At 71.5% G+C, this 25,990-nt stretch carries 18 protein-coding genes and 1 pseudogene; 9 read left to right on the forward strand and 10 right to left on the reverse strand.

Annotation, left to right across the window (positions count from 1 at the left end; all coding sequences use genetic code 11):
- Positions 1 to 93 precede the first annotated feature (93 nt).
- From ACQEVM_RS30515 to ACQEVM_RS30530, 4 genes and pseudogenes are all read left to right on the forward strand, one after another.
- Entirely contained in the window at positions 94 to 1,494 is a 1,401-nt protein-coding gene (locus ACQEVM_RS30515) for an ABC transporter substrate-binding protein (protein ID WP_433084302.1), read from the forward strand.
- A gap of 3 nt (positions 1,495 to 1,497) precedes the next feature.
- Complete coding sequence (locus ACQEVM_RS30520) at positions 1,498 to 2,853, forward strand: carbohydrate ABC transporter permease (RefSeq protein ID WP_433084305.1); 1,356 nt, start codon at positions 1,498 to 1,500, stop codon at positions 2,851 to 2,853.
- Positions 2,850 to 3,695: a carbohydrate ABC transporter permease gene (locus ACQEVM_RS30525; RefSeq protein ID WP_433084307.1), complete on the forward strand. Its 846-nt coding sequence runs from the start codon at positions 2,850 to 2,852 to the stop codon at positions 3,693 to 3,695. Before ACQEVM_RS30520 ends, ACQEVM_RS30525 begins: the two co-directional genes overlap by 4 nt.
- Before the next feature lie 65 nt (positions 3,696 to 3,760).
- Positions 3,761 to 4,124: pseudogene (locus ACQEVM_RS30530) on the forward strand (CDP-glycerol glycerophosphotransferase family protein); the annotation flags it as partial.
- A 12-nt stretch (positions 4,125 to 4,136) separates the two neighbouring features.
- Here the strand turns inward: ACQEVM_RS30530 and ACQEVM_RS30535 are convergent.
- Positions 4,137 to 4,748 carry a TetR/AcrR family transcriptional regulator gene (locus ACQEVM_RS30535; protein WP_433084309.1) on the reverse strand — a complete coding sequence of 204 codons (612 nt, stop codon included), beginning with the start codon at positions 4,746 to 4,748 and terminating at the stop codon, positions 4,137 to 4,139.
- 192 nt (positions 4,749 to 4,940) lie between these two features.
- Between ACQEVM_RS30535 and ACQEVM_RS30540 the strand changes: the two genes are divergently transcribed.
- Both ACQEVM_RS30540 and ACQEVM_RS30545 read left to right on the forward strand, forming a co-directional pair.
- Positions 4,941 to 5,837 (forward strand): ABC transporter permease, encoded by an 897-nt coding sequence (locus ACQEVM_RS30540; RefSeq protein WP_433084311.1) that lies wholly within the window; start codon positions 4,941 to 4,943, stop codon positions 5,835 to 5,837.
- A gap of 7 nt (positions 5,838 to 5,844) precedes the next feature.
- Positions 5,845 to 6,651: an ABC transporter ATP-binding protein gene (locus ACQEVM_RS30545; protein ID WP_433085483.1), complete on the forward strand. Its 807-nt coding sequence runs from the start codon at positions 5,845 to 5,847 to the stop codon at positions 6,649 to 6,651.
- A gap of 91 nt (positions 6,652 to 6,742) precedes the next feature.
- On the opposite strand, the gene ACQEVM_RS30550 is transcribed toward ACQEVM_RS30545, so the two are convergent.
- The 3 genes from ACQEVM_RS30550 to ACQEVM_RS30560 all read right to left on the reverse strand — a co-directional run bounded on the left by ACQEVM_RS30550 (position 6,743) and on the right by ACQEVM_RS30560 (position 13,289).
- Positions 6,743 to 11,710, reverse strand: coding sequence for an NAD-glutamate dehydrogenase (locus tag ACQEVM_RS30550; protein WP_433084313.1), 4,968 nt, complete (start codon positions 11,708 to 11,710; stop codon positions 6,743 to 6,745).
- Positions 11,711 to 12,105: 395 nt separating this feature from the next.
- On the reverse strand, positions 12,106 to 12,783 hold the full coding sequence (locus ACQEVM_RS30555) for an HAD family hydrolase (protein WP_433084315.1): 678 nt from the start codon (positions 12,781 to 12,783) through the stop codon (positions 12,106 to 12,108).
- A gap of 5 nt (positions 12,784 to 12,788) precedes the next feature.
- Positions 12,789 to 13,289, reverse strand: coding sequence for a DUF6912 family protein (locus ACQEVM_RS30560; RefSeq protein WP_433084317.1), 501 nt, complete (start codon positions 13,287 to 13,289; stop codon positions 12,789 to 12,791).
- Between the two features lie 355 nt (positions 13,290 to 13,644).
- Between ACQEVM_RS30560 and ACQEVM_RS30565 the strand changes: the two genes are divergently transcribed.
- Positions 13,645 to 14,037: an Rv3235 family protein gene (locus tag ACQEVM_RS30565; protein WP_053679423.1), complete on the forward strand. Its 393-nt coding sequence runs from the start codon at positions 13,645 to 13,647 to the stop codon at positions 14,035 to 14,037.
- A gap of 391 nt (positions 14,038 to 14,428) precedes the next feature.
- On the opposite strand, the gene secA is transcribed toward ACQEVM_RS30565, so the two are convergent.
- Complete coding sequence (gene secA / locus ACQEVM_RS30570; protein ID WP_433084319.1) at positions 14,429 to 17,206, reverse strand: preprotein translocase subunit SecA; 2,778 nt, start codon at positions 17,204 to 17,206, stop codon at positions 14,429 to 14,431.
- Between the two features lie 226 nt (positions 17,207 to 17,432).
- Here secA and ACQEVM_RS30575 point away from each other — a divergent pair, with 226 nt between their 5' ends.
- On the forward strand, positions 17,433 to 18,017 hold the full coding sequence (locus ACQEVM_RS30575; protein ID WP_433084321.1) for a GNAT family N-acetyltransferase: 585 nt from the start codon (positions 17,433 to 17,435) through the stop codon (positions 18,015 to 18,017).
- A gap of 76 nt (positions 18,018 to 18,093) precedes the next feature.
- Entirely contained in the window at positions 18,094 to 19,269 is a 1,176-nt protein-coding gene (locus tag ACQEVM_RS30580) for a winged helix-turn-helix domain-containing protein (RefSeq protein WP_433084323.1), read from the forward strand.
- Between the two features lie 49 nt (positions 19,270 to 19,318).
- Here the strand turns inward: ACQEVM_RS30580 and ACQEVM_RS30585 are convergent, their stop codons facing one another.
- The 5 genes from ACQEVM_RS30585 to mtrB all read right to left on the reverse strand — a co-directional run bounded on the left by ACQEVM_RS30585 (position 19,319) and on the right by mtrB (position 25,930).
- Positions 19,319 to 20,095: a response regulator gene (locus ACQEVM_RS30585; RefSeq protein ID WP_433084325.1), complete on the reverse strand. Its 777-nt coding sequence runs from the start codon at positions 20,093 to 20,095 to the stop codon at positions 19,319 to 19,321.
- Positions 20,096 to 20,286: 191 nt separating this feature from the next.
- The gene (gene hpf, locus ACQEVM_RS30590) at positions 20,287 to 20,982 is read right to left on the reverse strand and encodes a ribosome hibernation-promoting factor, HPF/YfiA family (protein ID WP_433084327.1); all 696 of its coding nucleotides are present in this window, start codon (positions 20,980 to 20,982) and stop codon (positions 20,287 to 20,289) included.
- 363 nt (positions 20,983 to 21,345) lie between these two features.
- Positions 21,346 to 22,128, reverse strand: coding sequence for a ComF family protein (locus tag ACQEVM_RS30595; RefSeq protein WP_433084329.1), 783 nt, complete (start codon positions 22,126 to 22,128; stop codon positions 21,346 to 21,348).
- 75 nt (positions 22,129 to 22,203) lie between these two features.
- Complete coding sequence (locus tag ACQEVM_RS30600; protein WP_433084331.1) at positions 22,204 to 24,054, reverse strand: LpqB family beta-propeller domain-containing protein; 1,851 nt, start codon at positions 24,052 to 24,054, stop codon at positions 22,204 to 22,206.
- Complete coding sequence (mtrB, locus tag ACQEVM_RS30605) at positions 24,044 to 25,930, reverse strand: MtrAB system histidine kinase MtrB (protein WP_433085485.1); 1,887 nt, start codon at positions 25,928 to 25,930, stop codon at positions 24,044 to 24,046. Before mtrB ends, ACQEVM_RS30600 begins: the two co-directional genes overlap by 11 nt.
- Between the last annotated feature and the right edge of the window lie 60 nt (positions 25,931 to 25,990).

Consider the following 25,990-nt stretch of genomic DNA (forward strand, 5'->3'; position numbering starts at 1 on the left):
CCCCGACGCGGTATTGCGGGGGTGCGCGGGTCGGCGTAGACCTTGTGGCACGGGACACACCATCAGCGCCGGACGGGCATCGGGGGCAGAACCATGCGCAGTCAGCAGGGAACCAGCCGCACGAAGAGCCGCAGGAAGTACCTCAGAAGCCGTACGAGGAGCCGCGCGTGGGCCGCGTTGATCGCGGCGGGCGCGCTCGCCCTCACCGGGTGCGGCGGCGCGGACAAGAAGGAAGAGACGCCGTCGTCCGGCGAGGCGCCGACCGGGCCCCGGGTGGAATTACCTCGGCTGGCCGGGGAGAAGCTGGAGGTCGCGGCGGTCTGGACGGGTCCGGAACAGGCCAACTTCACGAAGGTGTTGAAGGAGTTCGAGAAGCGGACCGGCGCCACGGTGACGTTCGTCCCGGCGCAGGACCCGATCGTCACCTTCCTCGGTACGAAGATCGCGGGCGGCGCCCCGCCGGACGTGGCCCTGCTCCCGCAGGTCGGAGCGCTGGTGTCCGCGGTGGAGAAGAAGTGGGCGCAGCCGGTGGGTCCGGAGGCCAAGGCCCAGCTGGACAAGAACTACTCGAACGGGTGGAAGAAGCTCGGAGCGGTCGACGGCGCCCAGTACGGCGTGTATTACAAGGCGGCCAACAAGTCGCTGATCTGGTACAACGCCAAGGCCTTCGAGGCGGCGGGCGTGCAGCCCCCGAAGACCTGGAAGGACCTGCTGACGGCGGCCGACACGCTGTCCGCCTCCGGCACCCCGGCGGTGTCGGTGGCCGGTGCGGACGGCTGGACGCTGACGGACTGGTTCGAGAACGTCTACCTCTCCCAGGCCGGCCCGGACATGTACGACAAGCTGGCGAAGCACGAGATCAAGTGGACGGACGACAGCGTCAAGCGGGCGCTGACGACCCTCGGCGAGCTGTTCGGCCGCAAGGACTTCCTGGCGGGCGGACCGAGCGGGGCCCTGTCCACGGAGTTCCCGAAGTCGGTGACGCAGACCTTCACCGGTGGCGACCGGCCGGCGGCGGCGATGGTCTTCGAGGGCGACTTCGTGGCGGTGAACATCGCGCAGACCGAGGCGAAGGTCGGCGAGGACGCCCTGGTGTTCCCCTTCCCGGCGGTCGGCGACAAGGCCCCGGTGGTCTCGGGTGGTGACGTGGCGGTCGCGTTGAAGCCCTCGAAGGGCGCGCAGGCGCTGTTGACGTTCCTGGCCTCGGCGGACGCCGCGGAGATCCAGGCCCGCGAGGGCGGTTTCGTCTCCCCGAACAAGTCGGTGAACCCGGCCGCCTACCCGAACGCCATCCAGCGGGACATCGCGAAGGCGCTGATCGCGGCCGGCGACGACTTCCGCTTCGACCTGTCGGACCAGGCTCCGGCGGCCTTCGGCGGCACCCCGGGCGCGGGCGAGTGGAAGCACCTCCAGGACTTCCTGGCGAACCCGGCGGACGTGGCGGGCGCCCAGGCCAAACTGGAGAGTGACGCGGCCAAGGCGTACGGGAACTGACCGGTGGCCACCAAAGTCGCCACCGCGGCCGGGGCCGTCGCCGCCCCGGGCGGCACCGGGCGCAGGGGTTCCGCGGAAGCCCGACGCCGCCGGCTGATCGCGGCGGCGTTCCTCCTCCCGGCCCTGCTGCTGCTCGGCGCGCTCGTCGTGCACCCGATCGGCTATTCGGTCTACCGCAGTTTCTTCGACCGCTCCGGCGACACCTTCGTGGGCGGCGGCAACTACCGGGAGATCCTGAACGACGACACGATCCGCACCGCCCTGAAGAACACCGCGATCTGGGTGGTGCTGGCCCCCACGACCGCGACCGCCCTCGGGCTGATCTTCGCGGTGCTCACCGAACGGGTCCGCTGGGGGACGGCGTTCAAGCTGCTCGTGTTCATGCCGATGGCGATCTCGATGCTGGCGGCGGGCATCATCTTCCGGCTCGTGTACGACCACGATCCCGACCGGGGCGTGGCCAACGCGGTGTGGGTGGGGGTGCACGACACCTTCGCGGAGGCCTCGGCGTTCCCGAAGGCCCGCCCGGGCCGGGACTCCCCGCTGGCACCGGCCGACGGGGGCGGGTACGTGACGCGTGATCCCGTACGGGCGGGCGTGCCCGCGCTGCTCCCGCTGGTCGGCGTGGCCCCGGAGGCGCTGCCCGAGGGCACCCGTGCCGCGCGGCCCGCCGCCGCCGAGCCCGGCAAGGTCACCGGCACCGCCTGGCAGGACTTCACCCGGGGCGGGGGCGGTCGGACGAACGCGGTGGACCCGACCGAGTCGGCGTTCGCGGGGATGCGGATCGAGGCGGTGAAGGACGGCGCGGTGGTCGACTCGGCGTCGGCCCGCGCCGATGGCACGTTCACCCTGTCCGAGCGGGCCGACGGGGCGCTGCTGCGGCTGCCCGCCTCGAACTTCCGGGAGGCGTACGCGGGGGTCCAGTGGCTGGGTCCGGCGCTGGTGACCCCGGCGATCATCGGCGCGTACGTGTGGATGTGGGCCGGTTTCGCGATGGTGTTGATCGGGGCCGGGTTGGCGTCCGTACCGCGTGAGCTGCTGGAGGCGGCGCGGGTGGACGGGGCGAGCGAGTGGCAGGTGTTCCGGCGGATCACCGTGCCGCTGTTGGCGCCCGTCCTGGCGGTGGTCCTGGTCACGCTGGTCATCAACGTGATGAAGGTCTTCGACCTGGTCTTCGTGATCGCGCCGGGCGCGGTCCAGGACGACGCGAACGTGCTCGCGTTCCAGCTGTACCGCACCTCTTTCGGCACGAACGCCGACCCGGGGCTGGGCAGCGCCATCGCCGTGCTGCTGTTGGTGCTGGTGGTGCCGGTGATGCTCTACAACATTCGCCGGATGCGCCGGGAGGCCCGCCGATGAGCGCACAGTCCCTCGCCTCCCGCGCGGCCGGCGGGGTGCTGCGGGTCTTCCTGATCCTCGCCGGCCTGTTCTGGCTGGTGCCCACCCTCGGGCTGCTGATCTCCTCCTTCCTCTCCCCGACCGGCCTCAACGAGGGCGGCTGGTGGCAGGCGCTGAGCGCGCCGTCGCGGCTGACCGCCGACAACTACCAGCGGCTGTTGGCCGACGACACGATCACCGGCTCGCTGCTGAGCACCGTCGCCATCGCCGTTCCTGCGACGCTGCTCGTCCTCGTGTTGGGCGCGTTCGCCGGATACGCCTTCGCCTGGCTGGAGTTCCCGGGCCGGGACTGGTTGTTCCTGATCGTGGTGGGGCTGTTGGTGGTGCCCGTCCAGGTGGCCCTGATCCCGGTGTCGGAACTCTTCGGTTCCATCGGCCTGTTCGAGACGACGGCGGGGGTGGTGCTGTTCCACACGGCCTTCGGGCTGCCGTTCGCGGTGTTCCTGTTGCGGAACTTCTTCGCGGAGATCCCGCGCGAGCTGTTGGAGGCGGCCCGTCTCGACGGGGCGGGTGAACTGCGGCTGTTCGCGCGGGTGGTGCTGCCGCTCGGCGGTCCGGCCATCGCCTCGCTCGGGATCTTCCAGTTCCTGTGGGTGTGGAACGACATGCTGGTGGCGCTGGTCTTCGCGGACTCGGCGAACCCGCCGATCACGGTGGCGCTCCAGCAGCAGGTGCGCCAGTTCGGGAACAACATCGACGTGCTGGCGCCCGGCGCGTTCCTGTCGATGCTGGTGCCGCTGGTGGTCTTCTTCGCCTTCCAGCGGCAGTTCGTCTCGGGGGTGATGGCCGGGGCGATCAAGTGACCGGTGCGCGATCACCGGACCGGTGCGAGCGTCGGCGCGGGTGGCGGGCGGGCAGGGCGCCGGGGCGGCCGATCGTGATCCACGCCGAGGACGGGGAGGCGTACGAGGCCGCGCGCGGCACGTACATCGACCTGCGGGCCTGTCCGCCGGGCGCCATCGCCCGCACCGAGGACGAGCGGGTGGACATCTTCGCGACCGGCCACTGGCGGGGCGCCCGGTCGGCCCGACCGAGGGCGGCCGTCCGCTCGCGCTTCCGCTCCCACGACGCCGGCCACGCCGCCGAGCGGGTCGTGCGCCGCGTCTTCCCGGGCCGGTGCGCACCGACCCCGCCGATCGCGCCCCCCGGAGGACCGCCGGCCCGCCCCGGCGGCTCCCGCACCGCCCCCGGAATCCGCGCCGGCCCACCTCGTGGCGGGCCCGTGGCCGTAGGGGCGACGGAGGCTAGGCGGTGAGGCCGGCGACGACCGAGCGGGCCAGTGCGTCGAGGTACGGTCCCGCCACGGGTTCGCGTACGACGACCTGGCGCCAGTACAGCGGCCCGATCGCCAGGTCGAGGGCCCTCGACGGGTCGGTTCCGGCGGCCAGTTCGCCCCGTGCGACGGCCTCGGAGACGATCCCCTCGGCCATCCGCCGCTCCCCTTCGAGGAGGGCTCCGCGCACGGCGTCCGCGAGCTCCGGGTTCCGTGCCGCCTCGACGAGCAGGTCGGGGATCACGGCGGAGGCGACCGGGTGGCTCAGCAGGTGGGACATGACCTCCAGCAGGGCTCGTACGTCGCCGTACAGCGAGCCCGTCGCCGGCGCGGGCAGCCCGTCGCCGGCGAAGGCCCCGACGAGGTCCAGGACCAGGTGCAGCTTGGACTTCCACCGCCGGTAGACGGCGGTCTTGCCGACGCCGGCCCGGCGGGCGACGGCCTCGATGGACATCCGGGCGAAGCCGACCGACGCGAGTTCCGCCAGCACGGCCGCCCGGATCGCCTCGGTCACGTCCTCGCGCAGTACGGCGGCCCCGGCGGGGGCCCGGCGGGCGGGGGCGGCGGCGGGCTCGGTGGTCATGCGGAGAGCATAGCCGCGCACACCGGCACCCACACGTCACGACGATACGGTTGCGTTCCGACGTCCAGCGCCCTAACCTCGCCGTAGCGACGATACGGGCCCGTTCCGTTGTCGCCCGAGTCCGACCCTTCGAAAGCGCACCCCGTCGAAAGCGCACCCCGTGGACAGCGCGCCCCGTCGAAAGCGACCCCCGTGACCTCGACCCCCGTGACCCACCACGCCCCCTCGCCGGCGGAGCTGGCGGCGGCCCACGGCCTGACCGTGAGCGGCGCCCGCCCCTCCCTCCCCCGCTACGTCGCGCAGCTCTGGGGTCGGCGCCACTTCGTGACGGCCCACGCCACCGCCCGGATGCACGCCACGTACAGCACGGCCCGACTCGGGCAGGTCTGGCACCTCGTGACCCCCCTGCTGAACGCGGCCGTCTACTACCTCGTCTTCGGCATCGTGATGAAGGCCCGCCACGGCGTGCCCGACTACGTGCCGTTCCTGCTCACCGGCGTCTTCGTCTGGGACTTCATCGGAAGTTCCGTCAACGCCGGCACCCGCGCCGTGCACGGCAACCTCGGCCTGGTCCGCGCCCTGCACTTCCCGCGCGCGAGCCTGCCCGTCTCCACCGTCGTCCAGCTCTTCCAGCAGCTCCTCGTCACCATGGGCGCGCTGGTCGTGCTGCTCCTGGCCTTCGGGCAGACCCCCGGCCCGGCCTGGCTCCTGGCCGTGCCCGCCCTCGTCCTGATGGCCGTCTTCTGCACCGGCTGCGCCCTGGTCATGGCCCGCGTCGGCGCCAAGAACCCGGACGTCAGCCAGCTGATGCCGTTCGTCCTGCGCACGTGGATGTACTCCTCGGGCGTGATGTGGTCCATCGACCAGATGCTCGGCAAGGACGACCTGCCGCACTGGATCGAGACGGCCCTGAAACTCAACCCCGCCGCCCTCTACATCGACCTCGTGCGCTTCGCCCTGATCGACGGCTTCAAGGCCGCGTCGCTCCCGCCCCACGTCTGGCCCCTCGCGATCGGCTGGGCCCTGCTCGCCGGCGTCGGCGGGTTCGTCTACTTCTGGAAGGCAGAGGAGGAGTACGGCCGTGGCTGACCTCTCGATCCCGACCAGCACCACCCCCACCCCCGGAGCCCCTGCTCCCGACACCCGCGTCCCGACCGTCATCGCCGACGACGTCCACGTCGTCTACAAGGTCCACGGCGCCGCCGGCCCCAAGGGCGGCGCGAGCGCCGCCCTCGGCCGGCTCCTCTCCCGCCGGCCCGTCCCCGCCGTCCGAGAGGTGCACGCCGTCCGGGGTGTCAACTTCACCGCGTACCGGGGGGAGGCCATCGGCCTCATCGGCACCAACGGCTCGGGAAAGTCCACCCTGCTCAAGGCCATCGCCGGCCTCCAGCCCGTGACGAGCGGCGCCGTCTACTCCCACGGGCAGCCCTCCCTGCTCGGGGTGAACGCCGCCCTGATGAACGACCTGACCGGCGAACGGAACGTCATCCTCGGCGGCCTCGCGATGGGCATGACCCGCCGGCGGATCCGCGAGTGCTACCAGGACATCGTCGACTTCTCCGGGATCAACGAACGGGACGACTTCATCTCCCTGCCGATGCGCACCTACTCCTCCGGCATGGGCGCCCGGCTGCGGTTCTCCATCGCCGCCGCCAAGGACCACGACGTGCTGATGATCGACGAGGCCCTGGCCACCGGAGACGCCGGGTTCCAGCGCCGCAGTCAGGCCCGCATCGAGGAACTGCGCGAGCGCGCCGGCACCGTCTTCCTCGTCAGCCACGGCATCGGCACGATCCGCGCCACCTGCGACCGGGCCATCTGGCTGGAATCGGGCGTGCTGCGCATGGACGGCCCGTCCGCCGAGGTCTGCGACGCGTACGAGGCCTTCACCCGGACGAAGTGATCCCACCCCGGCGCCGGAAGCGGGCGCACCGACGCCGAAGGGGCGCCCGGGCCGGTGAGAACCGGTCCGGGCGCCCCTTTCACGCATGCGTCTAGACGTGCGTCCGCAGCAGGGAGCGCATGGTCCGCATCGCGACGGACAGGTTCGCCAGGTCGAAGTCGTCCGAGCCCCGGATCTCCTCCAGGGTCGTCCGCGCACGCCCGATGATCGCCGCGTTCTTCTCCTCCCACGCCTTGAAGCGCTCCTCGGGAGTCGACTCGCCGTTGCCCACCGCCAACACGTCGGCGGTCAGGGCCGCGTGCGCCGCGAACAGGTCCTCGCGGATGGAGGCGCGGGCCATCGACTGCCAGCGGTCGGACCGCGGCAGCTCGATGATCCGGTCCATCAGCTGGGTGATGTCCAGCCGGTCCGCGAGGTCGTAGTAGACCTCCGCGACGTCCAGCGGGTCGACGCCCGTACGGTCCGCGATGGCGACGATGTCGAGCGTCGGGAAGGCGGACGAGAAGCCGGCCACCTTCGCCGCCAGCTCCTCCGGCACACCCTCACCGACCAGCTCGTCCATGATCGACCGGTACCACTCCAGGTCCGCGCCGCGCACCAGCCTCGGCAGCTCGTCCCAGACCCGCGCCACCCGCTCGCGGAACAGCTCGATGGTCTCGGTGATCTCCAGCGGCTGCGGCCGGTTGTTCAGCAGCCAACGGGTACCGCGCTCGACCAGGCGCCGCGAGTGCAGCCGCACCCGGGTCTGGACGTCGGCGGCGACCTTGTTGTCGAGGGCCTCGACGTCGTCCCACACCCCGGCCATGCCGAAGATCTCGCGGGCCGAGAGCTGCGCCCGGACGATCTCCTCCGTGGACGCGCCGGTCTCCTCCCGCAGACGGTGCAGGAAGGTCGAACCACCGGTGTTGACGGTGTCGTTGACCAGCAGCGTGGTGATGATCTCCCGGCGCAGCGCGTGCGCGTCGATCTGCTCCGGGAACTTCGCGAGCAGGGCGCCCGGGAAGTACGCGTGGAGCAGTCGGCGCAGGTACGGGTCGTCCGGCAGCCCGGTGGCGATCAGCTCGTCCGCGACCGTGATCTTCGTGTAGGCGAAGAGGACGGCCAGCTCGGGCTGGGTCAGCCCCTTGCCGTTGCTCAGCAGCTCGCGGATCTGCCGGTCCGTGGGCAGGAACTCCAGCCCGCGGTTGAGCAGCCCGTCCCGCTCCAGGCGGCGCATGAAGCGCTGCTGGGCGTGGAGCAGGCTGGGCGCCTGGGCGGCGCCGTTGGCCAGGGCGGTGTTCTGCGCGTAGTTGTTGCGCAGCACCAGGCGGCCGACCTCGTCGGTCATCTCGGCCAGCAGCTTGTTGCGCTGCTTGACGGTCATGTCGCCGTCCGTGACGACCGCGTTCAGCAGGATCTTGATGTTCACCTCGTGGTCGGAGGTGTCCACGCCGGCGCTGTTGTCGATGGCGTCGGTGTTGATCTTGCCGCCCTCGCCGCCGGCTCCGGTGCGGGCGAACTCGATGCGGCCGAGCTGGGTCAGACCCAGGTTGCCGCCCTCGCCGATGACCTGCGCGCGGACGTCCGAACCGTTGACGCGGATCGCGTCGTTGGCCTTGTCGCCGACGTCGGCGTGCGTCTCGGCGGTCGCCTTGACGTACGTGCCGATGCCGCCGTTCCACAGCAGGTCCACGGGGGCCTGGAGGATGGCCTGCATCAGGTCGGCCGGGGTCATCTTGGTGATGCCCGCCTCGATGCCGAGGGCCGCGCGGACCTGCGCGTTGACCGGGATGGCCTTGGCGGTGCGGGGGTGGATGCCGCCGCCCGCGGACAGCAGCTCGGTCTTGTAGTCGGCCCACGAGGACCGCGGCAGGTCGAACAGGCGCCGGCGCTCGGCGTAGGAGACGGCCGCGTCCGGGTTCGGGTCGATGAAGATGTGCCGGTGGTCGAAGGCGGCGACCAGGCGGATGTGCTCGGAGAGCAGCATCCCGTTGCCGAACACGTCACCGGACATGTCACCGACGCCGACGACCGTGAAGTCCTGGGTCTGGGTGTCGTGCCCCAGCTCGCGGAAGTGCCGCTTCACGGACTCCCAGGCGCCGCGGGCGGTGATGCCCATGCCCTTGTGGTCGTAGCCGGCCGAGCCGCCCGAGGCGAAGGCGTCGCCCAGCCAGAAGCCGTAGGCCTCGGCGACCCCGTTGGCGATGTCGGAGAAGGTCGCGGTGCCCTTGTCCGCGGCGACGACGAGGTAGGTGTCGTCCTCGTCGTGGCGGACCACGCCCTTGGGCGGCACGACCTCGCCGGCGACCATGTTGTCGGTGATGTCGAGCAGCGCCGAGATGAAGATCTTGTACGAGGCGATGCCCTCGGCGAGCCACGCGTCGCGGTCCACCGACGGGTCGGGCAGGTTCTTGGCGACGAAGCCGCCCTTGGCGCCGACCGGCACGATCACGGTGTTCTTGACCATCTGCGCCTTGACCAGGCCGAGGACCTCCGTACGGAAGTCCTCACGCCGGTCGGACCAGCGCAGGCCGCCTCGGGCGACCTTGCCGAAGCGCAGGTGGACGCCCTCGACTCGCGGGGAGTACACCCAGATCTCGAACGCCGGACGGGGCGCCGGCAGGTCCGGGATGGCCTGCGGGTCGAACTTCATCGACACGTAGGCGTGCTGCTCGCCCGCGTCGTTCAACTGGAAGAAGTTCGTGCGCAGCGTCGCCTTGATGAGGGTGAGGAACGAGCGCAGGATGCGGTCCTCGTCGAGGGAGGCGACCTGGTCCAGGGCCCCGTCGAGTTCCTCCAGCATCGCGTCGATCAGCTCGGTGCCCGCGGCCTGGCGGCCGGGCGACATCCGGGCCTCGAACAGCGAGACCAGCAGCCGGGTGGTGTGGACGTTGTTGCGGAGGGTGTCCTCCATGTAGTCCTGGCTGAAGGGCGAGACGGCCTGGCGCAGGTACTTCGCGTACGCGCGCAGCACCACGGCCTGCCGCCAGGTCAGCCCGGCGCTGAGCACCAGGGTGTTGAAGTTGTCGTTCTCCGCCTCGCCCTGCCAGACCGCCGCGAAGGCGTCCTGGAAGCGCTCGCGGGCGTCGTCGCCGAGGTGGGCGTCGCCGTTCCCGGAGTGGACGGGCATCCGCAGGCCGAAGTCGTAGATCCACGCGTTCGTCCGGTCGCTGCACCGCAGCTCGTACGGCCGCTCGTCGGTGACCTCGACGCCGAGGCGCTGGAGGACCGGCAGCACCGCGGACAGGGAGACCTGCTCGCCCTGGCGGTAGATCTTGAAACGGCGTTCGCCGGGGCCCGCGCCGACGGGCTCGTACAGCGAGAGGTCGAAGTCGCTGTCCCCGGCGGACAGGCGCTCCAGGCGGACCAGGTCGGCGACGGCGGAGCGCGGCGAGTGGTCGGCCTTGTAGCCCTCGGGGAAGGAGCCCCCGTAGCGGCGCAGCAGTTCGGCGGCGCGCTCCTCGCCGGTCTCCGCGATGAGCGCCTCGCCGAAGCCGTCGGCCCAGGAGCGGGCCGCCTCGACCAGGCGGGCCTCGATGCGGTCCACGTCGGCGTCGGTCAGGACGGGCAGTTCCTTGCCCTGCGGGACGCGGACGACGAAGTGGATGCGGGAGAGGATCGATTCGGTGTTCCAGGCGGTGAAGTCGACGCTGGTGCCGTCGAGCTCCTCCTTGAGGATGTCGATCAGGCGCAGCCGCACGCCGGTGGTGTACCGGTCGCGCGGCAGGTAGACGAGCGCGGAGTAGTAGCGCCCGTACTCGTCCTGGCGCAGGTACAGCCGCAGCCGGCGGCGCTCCTGGAGGTACAGGACGGAGGTGACGATGGCCCGGAGCTGGTCGACGGGCGTCTGGAACAGCTCGTCGCGCGGGTAGGTCTCCAGGATCTGGAGCAGGTCGCGCCCGTCGTGGCTGGACGGCGCGAAGCCGGCTCCGTCGAGGACCTCGACGACCTTGCGTCGGATGACGGGGACCCGGCGCACGGACTCGGTGTACGCGGCGGAGGAGAACAGGCCGAGGAACCGGCGCTCGCCGACGACGTTGCCGTCGGCGTCGAACTTCTTCACGCCGACGTAGTCGAGGTACGAGGGGCGGTGCACGGTGGAGCGGCTGTTGGCCTTGGTGAGGACGAGCAGGCGGTGCTCGCGGGCCTTGGCGCGCGCGTCGGCCGGCAGCCGGTTGAAGGACGGCGAGACGGGGTGGCCGTCCTCCTTGCCGCTGTGCAGCGGGTCGGAGCGCAGGATGCCGAGGCCGGTGCCGGCCACGGCGGAGAGGGAGTCCCCGTCGACCAGGTTGTACTCGCGGTAGCCGAGGAAGGTGAAGTGGTCGTCGGCGAGCCAGCGCAGCAGCTCGCGGGCCTCTTCGAGCTCGTATTCGCGCAGGTCGGGCGCGGTGGGCTCGTTCGGGAGTTCCTCCGCGATGCGCAGGGCCGCGTCGCGCATCTTCTCCCAGTCCTCGACGGACTCGCGGACGTCGGACAGGACGCGCAGCAGGTCGGCGGTGATCTGCTTGAGGTCCGCCCGGTCGGTCTCGCGGTCGATCTCGACGTGGATCCAGGACTCCACGAGGGAGTCGTGGGGGCGGTCGGTCTTGGGTCCGTGCGCGTCGCAGTCGGGGCCGAGGATCTCGATCAGCTTGCCGGTGACGTCACGCCGCACGACGACCTGCGGGTGGATCACGACGTGGATGCCGCGTCCCTGGCGGGACAGCTCGTTGGTGACGCTGTCCACGAGGAACGGCATGTCGTCGGTGACCACCTCGACGACCGAGTGGCTGGAGGTCCAGCCGTTCTCCTCGACCGTGGGCGTGTGCACGCGGACGTTCGCGGTGCCCTGGGGGCGCTTCTCCGCGAGCCGGTAGTGCGAGAGCGCCGCGCCGAACACGTCGACCGGGTCCCGGTCGGCGAGGTCCTCCGGCGCGGTGTGCAGGTAGTAGCGCTGGAGGTAGGACAGCGTCGTGCCCCGGTCGGGCCGCTCCCCTTGCTCGGACCCAGACGGAAGTAGCCCCCCGGCCGGGCTGTTCTCAGCTACCCGGGCCGCCCGTGAAAGCAGCTCGGCCTTTGCTTCGTCCAGCTTGGTCTGCATGTCCTCTTGCTCCTGTCGCGCGCCATTGCGTGACGTAGGTGAAGGAAGGAATGACATGGCGGCGGCACGACGCGGGCCGCGAGGCGGGATGTCCGTTCGGGATCGACGCCATGTCGTCGAGAAAGGCCACCGGAAGCGAATCGGCCAAGATCGGCACGTGGTTCCGGCAGCGGAGATCAGCGAAGGCCCGGGCACGTTCGTGCGCCGGGCGCGTGCCGGGGGCTTCAGTGCCCCCGAGGACTATCGCGCTGATCACGGGTACCAGGCTATCCCCACCCACCCCGTGCTCGTCATGAGCTGTATGTGTACAAATCCGGGGGTGGAACTTTGACACTCTGGACAGCGACGCGCTCCGCCACACGTGCACGCCGCCGTCCGACTCCCGTGTCACGTGTTTATTCGGCCATCTCGCGAGCTGTGGCGACGGCCTCGGCCAGTGTGTCCACGACGGGCACGCCGGCTGATTCGAGGCTGCTGCGGCTGTGCGAGCCCCCGGTGTACAGCACGGCCCGCGCGCCCACGTGGGCGGCCGCGAGGGCGTCGTCCACGGCGTCTCCGATGAGGACCGTACGGTCGGCCGTCACACCCGCCGCCTCCATGGCGGCCATATGGCGTACGAGATGGCCCGCCTTGGTGGTGTGCGAGGGTCCCGTGCGCCCGTCGACGCGGAGGAAGTGCGTGTCTATGCCGTGCGTCCGGACCAGCGGCACCAGCTTGTCGTGGGGCGCGAGGGACAGCAGGGACTGCGTCGACCCGGCTCCCTGCCAGCCCCGGAGCAGTTCCAGGGCGCCCTCGGCGAGCCCGGCGGTCTCGGCGGAGGACCAGTAGTGCCGGTGGAAGGTCTCGTCCATGACGAGCCACTCCGCCTCGGTGGGCATCCTGCCCATCAGTCGCTCGTAGAACTTCGGGACCGGCACCACGTACAGCTCGCGGTACGTCTCCAGGGTGATCGGCGCGAAGCCGAACTCCGCGAAGGAGGCGTTGGTCGCGAGGATCACGGCGTCGATGTCGTGGAGCAGCGTCCCGTTCCAGTCCCACACGAGGTGCGGACCACGACGCGTCGTCGCGCTCACGTCGCTCACTTCAGCAACCCCGGAATCTCCTGCACCCCGAACCACAGCAGCTCGTGGTCCTCGGCGCCGTCCACCAGCGACAGTGCGTCGTCGTCGCCCGCGTCGGCCGCCTCGACGGCCCCGACGGCGGCCGTGACGTCCTCCAGCGCGCCATCGGCGTCCACGTGCACGGCAGCGGCCACGGAGAGCCGTACGGAGCTCCCCAGCGACACCTGCCCGAGGGCGGCCTCGTCGTTCCCGGGCGCGACGGTGGCGGCCCGGTCGTCGACGTCGAAGGCCACGACGACCCGCCTGCGGGGGGCGTCCGCGTCGGCGGCGATCATCCGCAGGGAGGCGAGGGCGGCGCGGCCGAGGGCCGCGTACTCCAGCTCCTCGATGTCGTCGGACACGTACCACTCACGCAGGCCGGGGGTGACCGCGTAGGCGCGCAGCGGGGCGGGACCCAGCTCGCCCGCCTCGTGCACCTCGGCGAGCCCGGGGACGGTCAGGGGGACGTACACGCGCATGGCCGGCTGCTTTCGGTAGTCGGGAACGCCCTCAGGATACGACCGGACCGCCCGTTCACCGCTGCCCCCTCACAACGGGTGCCCAGGACGGTCGCGCCACCGCGTCCGGTGACGGCGGCGGTCCCCCTTCGGGGTGGCGGGGGCGGGGCGCGGCGCGTCCACCCGGCGCCCTCGGGAGGCCCGGTGACGGGGCGGCGGCCCCGGGTCGCCCACCCGGATAGGTGAAGACGGCCGGGGTCCGGGGCGAGCGCCGGGACCCGTTGCGGAGCGTGTTCGGCGGCCCGTACAAGTGACCCGACCAAGTTACCGCCCGGTACCGCAGGTGCCGGGCCCGCACTCCCCGGGGACGACCACCATGACCAGGACGAGGACCACCACCCGCCCTCCCGGCCGCCACGACCAGCGCCACCCCGGGCGCCCCCGCACGGCGCGGGGCCCGCACGACTGGTTCGCCGAACGCCTCCTGGCGGTCCTCAGCGGCCGTCGTCCCGTCCACTCGCTGTTGGGCCACACCGTCGGCCCGGCGTACGAGCAACTCGTCACCCTGGCCCCCGCGGGCCCCCTCCGCGACCGGCTCCTCCCGGTCCTGCGCCACTGCGGCCGCTTCCACCCCGGCCCCGGGGTCATCGAGGCCTTCGCCCGCATCGCCACCGGCGACCGCGTCTCGGCCATGGCCTTCCGCCTGGAACAGGGCCCGGACCTCCGCTGGCGCTGCGCGGCAATCGAAATCCAAGGCCCCCGCCCCTGACCCCGAACCCCGGCCACATCCAGCCCCGCCCGGCGCCACATCCAGCCCCGCCCTGCGCCATTTCCAGCCCCGCCCGGCGCTATTTCCAGTCCCGCCCGGCGCCACATCCAGTCCCGCCCGGCGCCATTTCCAGCCTCGCCGGCGTTTGAGGCGCGGGGTCCGGGGCGGAGCCCCGAAAGCCCGGCGCAGCCGGGGCCGCTCCGCGCAACGGCGCCGCACGGCCCCCGCACCGGCCCCCGCACGCCCCGCCCCCGGACACAACACCGCCGGGGCCGGACACCCGTACAACGGTGTCCGACCCCGGCGAGGCCACTCATCCCGACGGGCCGACGGGCCGACGGGCCGACGGGCCGCCGGGCCAACAGGCCGGCAGGCCACCGGCCCGGCGGGGCTACTTCTTGCGCCGCCGACCGCCGGCGGCCTTCTGCGCCTTGCGCCGCTCCGCCCGCGTCATGCCGTCGCCGTCACCGCCGCCCTCGCTCTCGAAGTCGCCCTCGACGACCCCGCCCTCCCCGTCCACCGACGGGGCGGAGAAGTGCAGCCGGTCCGGCCGCTGCGGCGCGTCCAGGCCCTTGGCCCGGATCTCCGGCTTGGCCAGGGACGGGCCGGCGTCCTGCACGGGAAGCTCCTCGACCTGCTGCTCGACCTGGACCTCCAGGTTGAACAGGTAGCCGACGGACTCCTCCTTGATGCCTTCCTGCATGGCGTTGAACATGTCGAAGCCCTCGCGCTGGTACTCGACCAGCGGGTCCTTCTGGGCCATCGCGCGCAGGCCGATGCCCTCCTGCAGGTAGTCCATCTCGTACAGGTGCTCACGCCACTTGCGGTCCAGGACGGACAGCACCACGCGCCGCTCCAGCTCACGCATGATGTCGGAGCCGAGCGTCTTCTCGCGCGTCTCGTACTGCTCGTGGATGTCGTCCTTGACGGACTCGGCGATGAACTCGGCGGTGATGCCGGCGCGGTCCCCGGCGGCCTCCTCCAGCTCCTCGACGGTGACCTTCACCGGGTAGAGCTGCCGGAAGGCGCCCCACAGCCGCTCCAGGTCCCATTCCTCGGCGAAGCCCTCGACCGTCTCGGCCGCGATGTACGCGTCGATGGTGTCGTCCATCATGAAGCGCACCTGCTCCTGCAGGTCCTCGCCCTCGAGGACGCGACGGCGCTCGCTGTAGATGACCTCGCGCTGGCTGTTGAGGACCTCGTCGTACTTCAGGACGTTCTTGCGCGTCTCGAAGTTCTGGGTCTCGACCTGCGACTGGGCCGACGCGATGGCGCGCGTCACCATCTTGTTCTCGATCGGGACGTCGTCCGGCACGTTGGCCATCGCCATGACCCGCTCGACCATCTGCGCCTTGAACAGGCGCATCAGGTCGTCGCCCAGCGACAGGTAGAAGCGGGACTCGCCCGGGTCGCCCTGACGGCCGGAACGACCGCGCAGCTGGTTGTCGATGCGGCGCGACTCGTGCCGCTCGGTGCCCAGGACGTACAGCCCGCCGAGGTCCTTGACCTCCTCGAACTCGGCCTTCACGGCCGCTTCCGCGCGGGTGAGCGCCTCGGGCAAGGCGTGCGCCCACTCCTCGATGTGCTCCTCCGGGTCGAGCCCGCGCTGGCGCAGCTCGGCCTCGGCGAGGTCGTCCGGGTTGCCGCCGAGCTTGATGTCGGTACCGCGACCGGCCATGTTCGTGGCGACGGTGACGGCGCCGCGGCGACCGGCCTGCGCGACGATCGAGGCCTCGCGCTCGTGCTGCTTGGCGTTCAGCACCTCGTGCGGGATGCCGCGCTTGGAGAGCTGCTGCGAGAGGTACTCGGACTTCTCGACCGACGTCGTGCCGACGAGGATCGGCTGGCCCTTCTCGTGCTTCTCCGCGATGTCGTCGACGACGGCGGCGAACTTCGCGACCTCGGTGCGGTAGATCAGGTCCGCCTGGTCCTTGCGGACCATGTCGCGGTTGGTCGGGATCGGGACGACACCGAGCTTGTAGATCTGGTGGAACTCGGCGGCCTCGGTCATGGCCGTACCGGTCATGCCCGACAGCTTCGAGTAGAGGCGGAAGAAGTTCTGCAGGGTGATCGTGGCGAGGGTCTGGTTCTCGTCCTTGATGTCCACCCCTTCCTTCGCCTCGATCGCCTGGTGCATGCCCTCGTTGTAGCGGCGACCGGCGAGAATGCGGCCCGTGTGCTCGTCGACGATCATGACTTCGCCGTCGATGACGACGTAGTCCTTGTCGTTCTTGAAGAGTTCCTTGGCCTTGATGGCGTTGTTCAGGTAGCCGACGAGCGGGGTGTTCACCGACTCGTAGAGGTTCTCGATGCCGAGCCAGTCCTCGACCTTCGCGACACCGGCCTCGTGGATGGCGACCGTGCGCTTCTTCTCGTCGACCTCGTAGTCGCCGGTCTCCTCGATGCCCTTGAGGGGCTGACCCGCCTCGCCCTTGGTGAGGCGGGTGACGAGCTTCGCGAAGTCGGCGTACCACTTCGTCGCCTGGTCGGCCGGGCCGGAGATGATCAGCGGCGTACGGGCCTCGTCGACGAGGATGGAGTCGACCTCGTCGACCACGGCGAAGTTGTGGCCGCGCTGGACCAGCTCGTCCTGCGACCACGCCATGTTGTCGCGCAGGTAGTCGAAGCCGAACTCGTTGTTCGTGCCGTAGGTGATGTCGGCGCTGTACTGCTCGCGGCGCTGGGCCGGCGACATGTTCGCCAGGATGCAGCCGACGTCGAGGCCGAGGAACTTGTGCACCCGGCCCATCAGCTCCGAGTCGCGCTCGGCGAGGTAGTCGTTCACCGTGATCAGGTGGACGCCCTTGCCGGACAGCGCGTTCAGGTACGCGGGAAGGGTGCCGACCAGGGTCTTGCCCTCACCGGTCTTCATCTCGGCGACGTAGCCGAGGTGCAGCGCCGCGCCGCCCATGATCTGGACGTCGTAGTGCCGCTGACCGAGGACGCGCTTGGCGGCCTCGCGCGTGGTCGCGAAGGCCTCGGGCAGCAGGTCGTCCAGGCTCTCGCCGTCCTGGTACCGCTGCTTGTACTCGTCCGTGAGGGCCCGCAACTCGGCGTCGGAGAGGTTGACGAAGTCCTCTTCGATGGAGTTGACCTGGTCCGCGATGCGGTGCAGTTTGCGCAGGATCTTGCCTTCGCCTGCACGCATGAGCTTGTTGAAGACGGACACCGAGGTTTGTCTCCTTGCCGGTCGGGCCTGGCACTGGTTCGTGCGCGGGCACGGAGGGTGGGCCCCACCGCAACGGCCATCGTAAGCGAGGACACGGTCGCGTCGGGAGGTCCGCACTATCCGTGGGGCACGGGTGCCCGGAATGAGAACGTACGGGGGGCACCGAAGGTGCCGGTGTCGACGAAAACTGTTGGCCTGTCGATCGCACCCGGACCAGAATCCGTTCATGGAGCCCACGACACTGACCACCGCGCGCCTGCACCTGCGTCCCTTCGTCCCCGCCGACGCCGACGAGGTCTTCGCGGCCGCCCAGGACCCCGACGTACAGCGGTGGACCCTCGTCCCCTCGCCGTACGAGCGGGTGCACGCCGACACCTTCGTGGGCGAGATCTGCCCGACGGGCTGGCGCGAGGGCAGCGGGTACGGCTTCGCCGTGCGCCTCGGCGCGGACGGCCCGCTCGTCGCGGCCATCGGCGTGCACGTGCGCGTGGTGGACGGGGAGAACGGCCACGAGATCGGCTTCTGGGCGACCAAGGAGCACCGCGGCAACGGCTACATGACCGAGGCCCTGGGCGCCGTCGCCCGCTGGGCCTTCACCGAATTGGGCGCGCCCCGCCTGGAGTGGCGGGCCGAGGTCGGCAACGCGGGCTCGCGCGCCGTCGCGGAGAAGGCCGGTTTCCGCTTCGAGGGCCTCCTGCGCGCCGGCCTGGTCAGGGGCGACACCGTACGGGACTGCTGGATCGGCGCCCTGCTCCCCGGGGACCTCGGCCTGCCGTCGCCGCTCGCCTACCTCCCGTCGCCCTCGGCGTGACGGCCCGAGGGCGCGGGGTCGTGGGGCCGAAGGGCTGCGCGGCCGTGATGTCGGTGGCACCGCCTAGGGTGCGGGCATGACGACCGTGCCACCGCCGACCGTGTCCCTTTCCGCCGACGAGGCCCGCCGGATCGCGCTGCGCGCGCAGGGTTTCCTGGGCGCGCCCGACCGCCGGGGCGGTGTCCGGGGCGTCCTGCGCCACCTGGGCGCGGTGCAGTTGGACACGATCTCCGTCTTGGCGCGTTCGCACGAGCTGATCCCGTACGCGCGCCTGGGCGCGGTCGGCCGGCCCGCCGTGGAGGCGGCCTACTGGTCGGACCGGCACGCCTTCGAGTACTGGTCGCACGCCGCCTGCATCCTCCCGATCGAGGAGTGGCCGCACTTCGCGTTCCGCCGTCGCGCCCGGCGGGCGCGCGGCCACCGCTGGCACGTCCTGGAGGACAAGGAGCGCTCGACCAGGACGGTGCTGGACCGGCTCCGGGCCGAGGGCCCGCTCACCTCCACCGAACTGGGCGGCGCCAAGAACGGCGGCGAGTGGTTCGAGTGGTCCGAGACCAAGATCGCCGTGGAGTGGCTGCTCGACACGGGCGAGGTGGTCTGCGCCGAGCGACGTGGCTGGAAACGCGTGTACGACCTGCCCGAGCGGGCCGTCCCGGACGCCCTGCTCCACGACGACCTCGACGACCACGAGTGCCTGCGTCGGCTGGTGGCGCTGGCCGGCCGGTCGCTGGGCGTCGGGACCCGCGCGGACATCGCGGACTACCACCGCCTGGCGGGAGCCCAGTTCGACGCGGTGGTCGAGGAGTCGGGTCTGGTACCGGTGGAGGTGGCGGGCTGGTCCAAGCCGGCCTGGGCCGACCCGGCCGCGCTGGGGACGACGCCCCGGGGTCGCCACCGCACGACGCTGCTCTCGCCGTTCGACTCCCTGGTCTGGGACCGACCGCGCACCGAGCGGATCTTCGGGTTCACGCACCGCCTGGAGGCGTACGTACCCAAACCCAAGCGGATACACGGGTACTTCGCCATGCCGCTGCTGGCCGGCGGGCAGCTCCGGGGCCGGGTGGACCCCGCCCGGGAGGGCACCGCGCTGGTGGCTCGGCAGCTCTCCCTGACCGATCCCTCGGCCGCCCGTCCCATGGCCGAGGCACTGCGCGAGGCGGCCTCCTGGGTCGGCTGCGACACGGTGCGCGTCGAGCGCGCCGGCACTCCGGCCGAAGCGGCGGCCGTCACGGCGGAACTGGCCGCCCTTTGAGGCGGGCCCGCGGGGACCCGCCCGCACGACCGGCCGGCGGAACGACCGGCTAGCGGATCTCCAGGATCTTCTCCCGCATCGCGTACACCACGGCCTCCATCCTGGAGTGCAGTTGCAGCTTCTCCAGGATGTTCCGCACGTGGTTCTTCACGGTGTTCTCCGAGATGAACAGTTCCTTCGCGATGTCGCGGTTGTTCATCCCCGTGGCGACCAGCTTCAGGACCTCCAGCTCCCGGTCCGTCAGCCTCGGCGCCGGCACGAGCCGCCGCTCGTCCGTCCGCTGGATCATCGACTTGAACTCGGTCAGCAGCTTCGACGCCATCGAGGGACTGATCTGCGACTGGCCGTCCGCCACGGCCCGAATGGCCGTGGCCACCTCGTCCGTGGAGATCTCCTTGAGGAGGTATCCCGTGGCGCCCGCCTTGATGGCGTCGTAGAGATCGGCCTCCTCGTCGCTGATCGTCAGCATGATGATCTTGGCGGAGGGGGCGACCTCCTTGATCGACGTACACGCCTCGATCCCGCCGCGCCGGGGCATCCGCACGTCCATCAGCACGATGTCCGGCAACAGGTCGGCGGCCTTGTCCACCGCCTCCGCACCGTCACCGGCCTCGCCGACGACCTGGATGTCCTCCTCCTGCGCGAGGACGATCTCCAGCCCGCGCCGGAAGAGTGCGTGGTCGTCCACCACGAGCACCCGAATGGGTTCCCGGGCCGCGTCACCGGATTCACCGGAACCGGCGACTCCGTCACCGCGGGCGCCCCGCTCCGCCCCACGACAGCCCGCGCCGTCGTCACCGCGCACCGGCCCGAAGCTGTCCGCCATCGTTCCTCCCCCTGCATGTGCTGAGCCGCCGGTCCAACCCGACGGGGTCGGCCGCCGCTTGACTGCTCGACATGATTCCATGCCCGCGGCACCGGGAGGGGGCCCGACGAGGACCCGGCCGGCTCATACGAGCCGTACGGGTGCCCCCGCGGGACGCCCGCCGGCGTCCCACGAGGGCAGGGTCGAGTGATTCAGCCGCCGAGCGACCCACCCGCGCCGCCACGCGGCTCCTCCGCACTGGAGGCACCGTCCGGGTTGACGTGGATGACGCCGTAGTCGTAGGCGTGGCGCCGGTAGACGACGCTGGGCAGCTTGGTCTCGGAGTCGACGAACAGATAGAAGTCGTGACCCACCAGCTCCATCTCGTACAGAGCCTGGTCCAGCGACATCGGCGAGGCCGAGTGGGTCTTCTCCCGGACGATCAGCGGGCCTTCGCCCTGCACGTCGAGGGGTCCGACCTTGGTGGTCGGCACTCCGTCGGTCGCCTCGTCCACGACGAGTTCGCCGTTGCCGTCGAGCTGCGCGACGCCCGGCACGACGTCGGCGACCTCGGCCGCGGACAGCCGGCCGTTGCCGCGGCGGGTGTACCGCTTGTCGTGCTGCTTGCGCAGCCGGGCCTCCAGCTTGTCCTGAGCCAGGTCCAGCGCCGCGTACGCGTCGGCGGCTGCGGCTTCCGCCCGAATGACGGGGCCCCGCGAGTGCAGGGTGATCTCCACGCGGTCGGAACGGTCTGCCTGCCGCGGGTTGTGCTCCTTGGACACCTCGACGTCCAAGCTGATCACCTTGGCGTCGAGCTTCTGGATCCGCTCGGGATTCAGCTTCTCTGCCACGTGCTTGCGGAACCGCTCGGGCACTTCGGTCTTGCGGCCCTTGACGACGATGTCCACGCAGAACTCCGTTCCCGGATAGCTCCGCCACCTGGGGCGAAGCGTCTCCCTTTCGCACCAGACCCCGGTGTTCACCGGAGCCTCGGACTTGGCGACTTTCACCTCCTCCTCCCCCATCGGCAAGATCTACATCCCACCGACTTCGGAGTAGAGGGACACCCTCTGACCGAAGATCCCAAAAAGATCCCGAAAACGGGCGGACTGGTGCTCCGATGGCATGGGGCCCAAGGATCGCCAGTTCCTCACAACCGAACATATCCCTCAATGCCGGTTGTCGGCACCCGCTACCGGAACCTACCTCCGTTCAGGTGGTGCTTCCCTCTTACTACCTGCAACGATGCGCCTTCCCCGGCAGTTCCTGAACTATTCGCAAGTTTTTCGTCCCACACGGGTTGTCGACCGAATCCGAACGAAAGACTCCGCCGGAACGAAGGAGTCCGCAGGAGCCGCCACCACCGCGGCGCCCGCCACCCGCAGACCGCCCGCCCGCAGTGCCCGGACCGCCTCCGCGAGCGTCGCCCCGGTCGTGATCAGGTCGTCCACCACCACGATCCGCGCCCCGGCCGCCGACCGCACGCCGGCCGGACCCGCCACGAGGGCGCCGGCGACGTTCTCCCGGCGTTCCCGCGCCCCGAGGTCCGTCTGGTCCGCCACCCGCCGGCGCAGCCCCAGTACGGGCACCACGCGCGCGGGAACCCCCTTCCCGCGCAGACCGGCCGACGCGGCCAGCGCGATCCTGCGCGCGGGATCGTGCCCGCGCGCCCGCGTCCGGTGCCGCCCGGAGGGCACGGGCACCAGGGCCACCTCGCCCGCCGGCGCCGCCGCCCCGCGGCCGGACCCGCCCGGCAGCGACAGCACGGCGGCCGCGAGGGCGGTCCCGAGCGGGCCGGCCAGGGGCAGCGCTCCCCGCTCCTTGTGGGCCAGCACGACCTCGCGGACGGCGTCCGCGTACACCGCGCCCGCGTGCACCCCGGGCAGCCCCGGGGGCGCCGGCGACGGCCGTACCCGACCCGCCGCGGCCCCGCCGAGCGCCTCCAGGCAGTCCGGACACACCAGGACGCGCGAGACCCCGCAACCGGCGCAGTCCACCGGCAGGACCAGCCCGGCCAGCTCCCGCCACCACTCCCGCACCCGAGGTCCCCGCACACCGCGACCCTGCCGGCGCGTCCCGGCCGGCCGCCACCCCTGTGGACAACCACCGGGCGAGCGGGACCGGCGGGATCAGCCCGGATAGACCGGGGCCCGGCCGCCCGCCGCCACCGTGCGCCACTGCGCACCCGGCGGCAGCCACACGATGCCGTCCTCGTCGGAGGAGGCCACCACGGGCTGCGCCTCGTCCTCGTACGCCCCGATCCCGGTCAGACCGGCCGCTCCGGGCAGGCTCGCCGCCACCATCGAGCCGTCGGCGAGCATGTAGCGGGCCTGCGTGATCCCGCCGTTCTCCTTGCCCACGACCAGCAGCCTGCCGCGCGGCGCCCAGCTCATCGCCATCACGTCCGCCATCTGCGGTGCCGCCGGGCGCAGTTCGCGCACCGACACCGGCGAGGCGTCGCCCTTGCGCTCGGGCCGCTCGATCCGACCGACGTACAGGTTCTTGCGGTCGCCGCCCTTCTGGACGAGCAGCGCGATCCGCACCCCGTCCGGGGAGGCCTTCAGCCCGGTGATCCTCCCGTCGCCCAGGCCCGCGACATCCACCTTCTGCGGGGCGCCGGTACCGCCGGGCACCCGCCACAGCCCCTGGTTCTGCGGATCGAGGTCCGCGACCCACAGGTCGCCGTGCGCGTCCCAACTCGGCGCGGACAGGCTGCCCTTGCTGTTCAGCAGCGCCTGCGGCATCGGACCGGCGGTCGTCATGTTGACCACGTACAGCCCATGTCCGTCCTCGGAGACGACCGCGGCCCGCTTCTCGTCGTAGGTGACGGCGGCGGTGCCTACCTTGAACGCGGCCGCGGTGGCCAACGGTCCGGGCACCGACTCGGGCTTCTCCTGCGGCTGCTGCTCCTCCGCGGCCACGTTGAGCGACATCCGGACGAGTCGGGAGTCCTTGTCGACGTAGTACTGGTGCACCTGGCTCGGCACCCGGTTGGCCAGCGGCGCGGCGGAGGCGCGCGTCACCCAGCACAGCGTGGTCTTGCCGTCGGCGCGCTGGAGTTCGACCCGGTCCAGCCGGGAGGCCGTCAGGTCCTTGATGGTGTACAGGAGTTGGGTGGCCATCTTCTGGCACTGCGACTGCGGGACGTGCGCGGCCTTGTTGTCGAGCTTGAGCGGCACGCGCAGCGTGTTCTGACCGTCCAGGGAAAGGGACTTGGTGCCCGGGGCCAGTTCCGTCCCGGTCAGGAAGCTGGTGGTGACGACCGGTCCGAGCCACTTGGACGGACCGGCGAGCAACGACTGCACGGTCTGGGTGGTCGGGTCCATCCGCGAGTCGGGATCGCTGCGCTGGCGCACGTACACCGGGTCGTTGACCAGCGTCCCGTCGCCGAAGTAGTACTTGTTGACGGGCTTGTAGATGCGCTGGAAGTCGGACTCGCTGAGCACGAGGGTGCTGGGCGGCGTCGCGATCCGCCACTGGTCCTTGAACTTGACCAGCTGGAGGTACTCCTCGTACCGGCCGCCCCCGGTCTCCGGCTGGTACGCGCTGCGCTCGTCCACGGTCGCCAGCTTCTTGCCGGTGACCTTCCAGCGGTGCCCCTCGGATTCCTTGTCGCCCTGGACGGGGAACCGGTCGAGGCCGGCGGAGAGCACGGTGACGGTCGAGCCGGGCTTCCAGTTCTTCGCCGCGTCGTCGGTGAGGTACTTGCGGGCGGTCTCCAGCTGCGGATCGTCGCTGGTCATCGCCTCCAGGAAGCCGTCGACGATGTCGGTCGGGCTGGCCTTGTCGGCCGGCGGCACACCGAAGACCCGTACCTGGGAGTCGACGCCCTGCGAGGCCCGCACCTCGCGGACCTCGCCCCGGTCGGGCATGGAGGCGCAACCGGCCAGCAGCAAACCGACCGCGCCGACGGCGACGCCGGCCCGGGCGGTGCCCCGCCGCGGCCCCCGTACGCCCGCGGGCTCACGCTCAGCGTCCACCGGATCCATCCTCCTGGGTTGCCTGGTCGACCGGCCGGGCGACGACGCGCGCTCCGTTGCCGGGCAGCGCCGTGGGGTCCGCGGGCACGGGCACGGCTCCGGCGACGGCCGAGCGCGGCGGTATCGCGGAACGCTCGGCGGTGGAGGCACCCGGACCCCCCTGCCGACGCCCGTCGCCGTCGCCGCGGGCGTCGCCCCGGCCGGCGGCCTCGGCGGCGGCCCTGGCCCGGTTGGACCGCGAGTCCTCCGGCTCCAGCGGGATCGGGGATCCGCGCAGCGGTTCGTCGGCGGTCCTGGGCAGGGTGAGGCGGAACTGCGAGCCGCCGCCGGGTTCGCCCCAGGCCTGGAGCCAGCCGCCGTGCAGCCGGGCGTCCTCGACGGCGATGGACAGGCCGAGGCCCGTCCCGCCGGTGGTGCGGGCGCGGGCCGGGTCGGCCCGCCAGAAGCGGTTGAAGACGCGGGTGGCCTCGCCCGGCTTGAGCCCGACGCCGTAGTCCCGTACGGCGATGGCGACGGCCCCGCCCGCGGACGCGAGCCGCACCACCACGTCGCGGCCCTCACCGTGCTCCACGGCGTTGACGACGAGGTTGCGCAGCACCCGCTCGACGCGCCGCGAGTCGGCTTCGGCTATGACGGGCTGGGTGTCGCCGAGGACGCGGATCCGGCTGCCCTTGTGCTCGGCGAGCGGTTCGGCGCCGTCGATGACCCGGCGGACGACGTCGCGCAGGTCGATGGGTTCCGCCTCCAGCGCGGCGGCGCCCGCGTCGAAGCGGCTGATCTCCAGCAGGTCGGCGAGCAGCGACTCGAACCGGTCGAGCTGTCCGGCGAGGAGTTCGGCGGAGCGCGCGGTGACGGGGTCGAAGTCGACGCGCGCGTCGTGGATGACGTCGGCGGCCATGCGTACGGTCGTGAGCGGGGTCCGCAGCTCGTGCGAGACGTCCGAGACGAACCGGCGCTGCATCCGGGAGAGGTCCTCCAGCTGCTGGATCTTCGTGTGGAGGTTCTGGGCCATCTTGTTGAAGGCCTCGCCCAATCGGGCGATGTCGTCCTCGCCGGTGACCTTCATGCGTTCCTGGAGCCGCCCGGCGGAGAGCCGCTCCGCGATCCCGGCGGCCATCCGCACGGGGTTCACGACCTGCCGCACGACGAGCCAGGCGATGGCCCCGAGCAGCACGACGACGAACACCCCGGCGGTGGCGATCGTGACCTTGATCAGGTTGAGGGACTCCTCTTCCTGGGTCAGCGGGAAGAGGTAGTACAGGTCGTACGGGGCCCCGTTGATGTCGGTCAGCCGTTTGCCGATGACCAGCGCGGGCTCGGGCGCCTTCTCCTCGGCGCCGGCGGTGTAGCGGATCTGCGAGAACGTCTTGAACGTGCCGGTGGCGTGATTGACGGCCCGCCGCAGCGAGGCCGGGACGCTGGCCGTCGGATCGACGTTGCCGGAGGCGCGGGCGCCCTTGACTCCCTGGGCTCCCGGCCCGGGCCCGCTCTCCTCGCCGGTGCCGGCGCCGAGCGCGGCGACCTCGAAGGCGGTCTGGCCACCACTGGCCAGCTGCTTGACGAGGGAGTTCATCCAGGTGCTGGCGTCACGTCCGACCTTGTTGTCGTTGGCGTCGGGCCCGTCCGCCGCGAACGGCGTGTTGGCCTTCTCCTGTGCGACCGCGAAGCCTCCCGCGGCCTGGCTCTGGGCGGCCTCCTCCTTGGCGTCGAGGAGCCCCTTGCTGACCTGCGCGATGACGACGAAACCGAGGGCGAGGACCACCGCGAGCGACATCAGGAGGGTGGCCGCGACCACCCGGAGTTGGATGTTGCGCCGCCAGATCCGGACAGCCGGAAGCAGCGGCCGTCGTGCGAGGTGCACGAACAGCCGCAGCACAGGGCCGCCGGGTGCTCCGTCGTGGAGCAGCCGGCCGCCCCGCAGGACCCCCCTGCGGGA

Source organism: Streptomyces sp. CA-243310 (assembly GCF_050936775.1).
Taxonomy (GTDB): domain Bacteria; phylum Actinomycetota; class Actinomycetes; order Streptomycetales; family Streptomycetaceae; genus Streptomyces.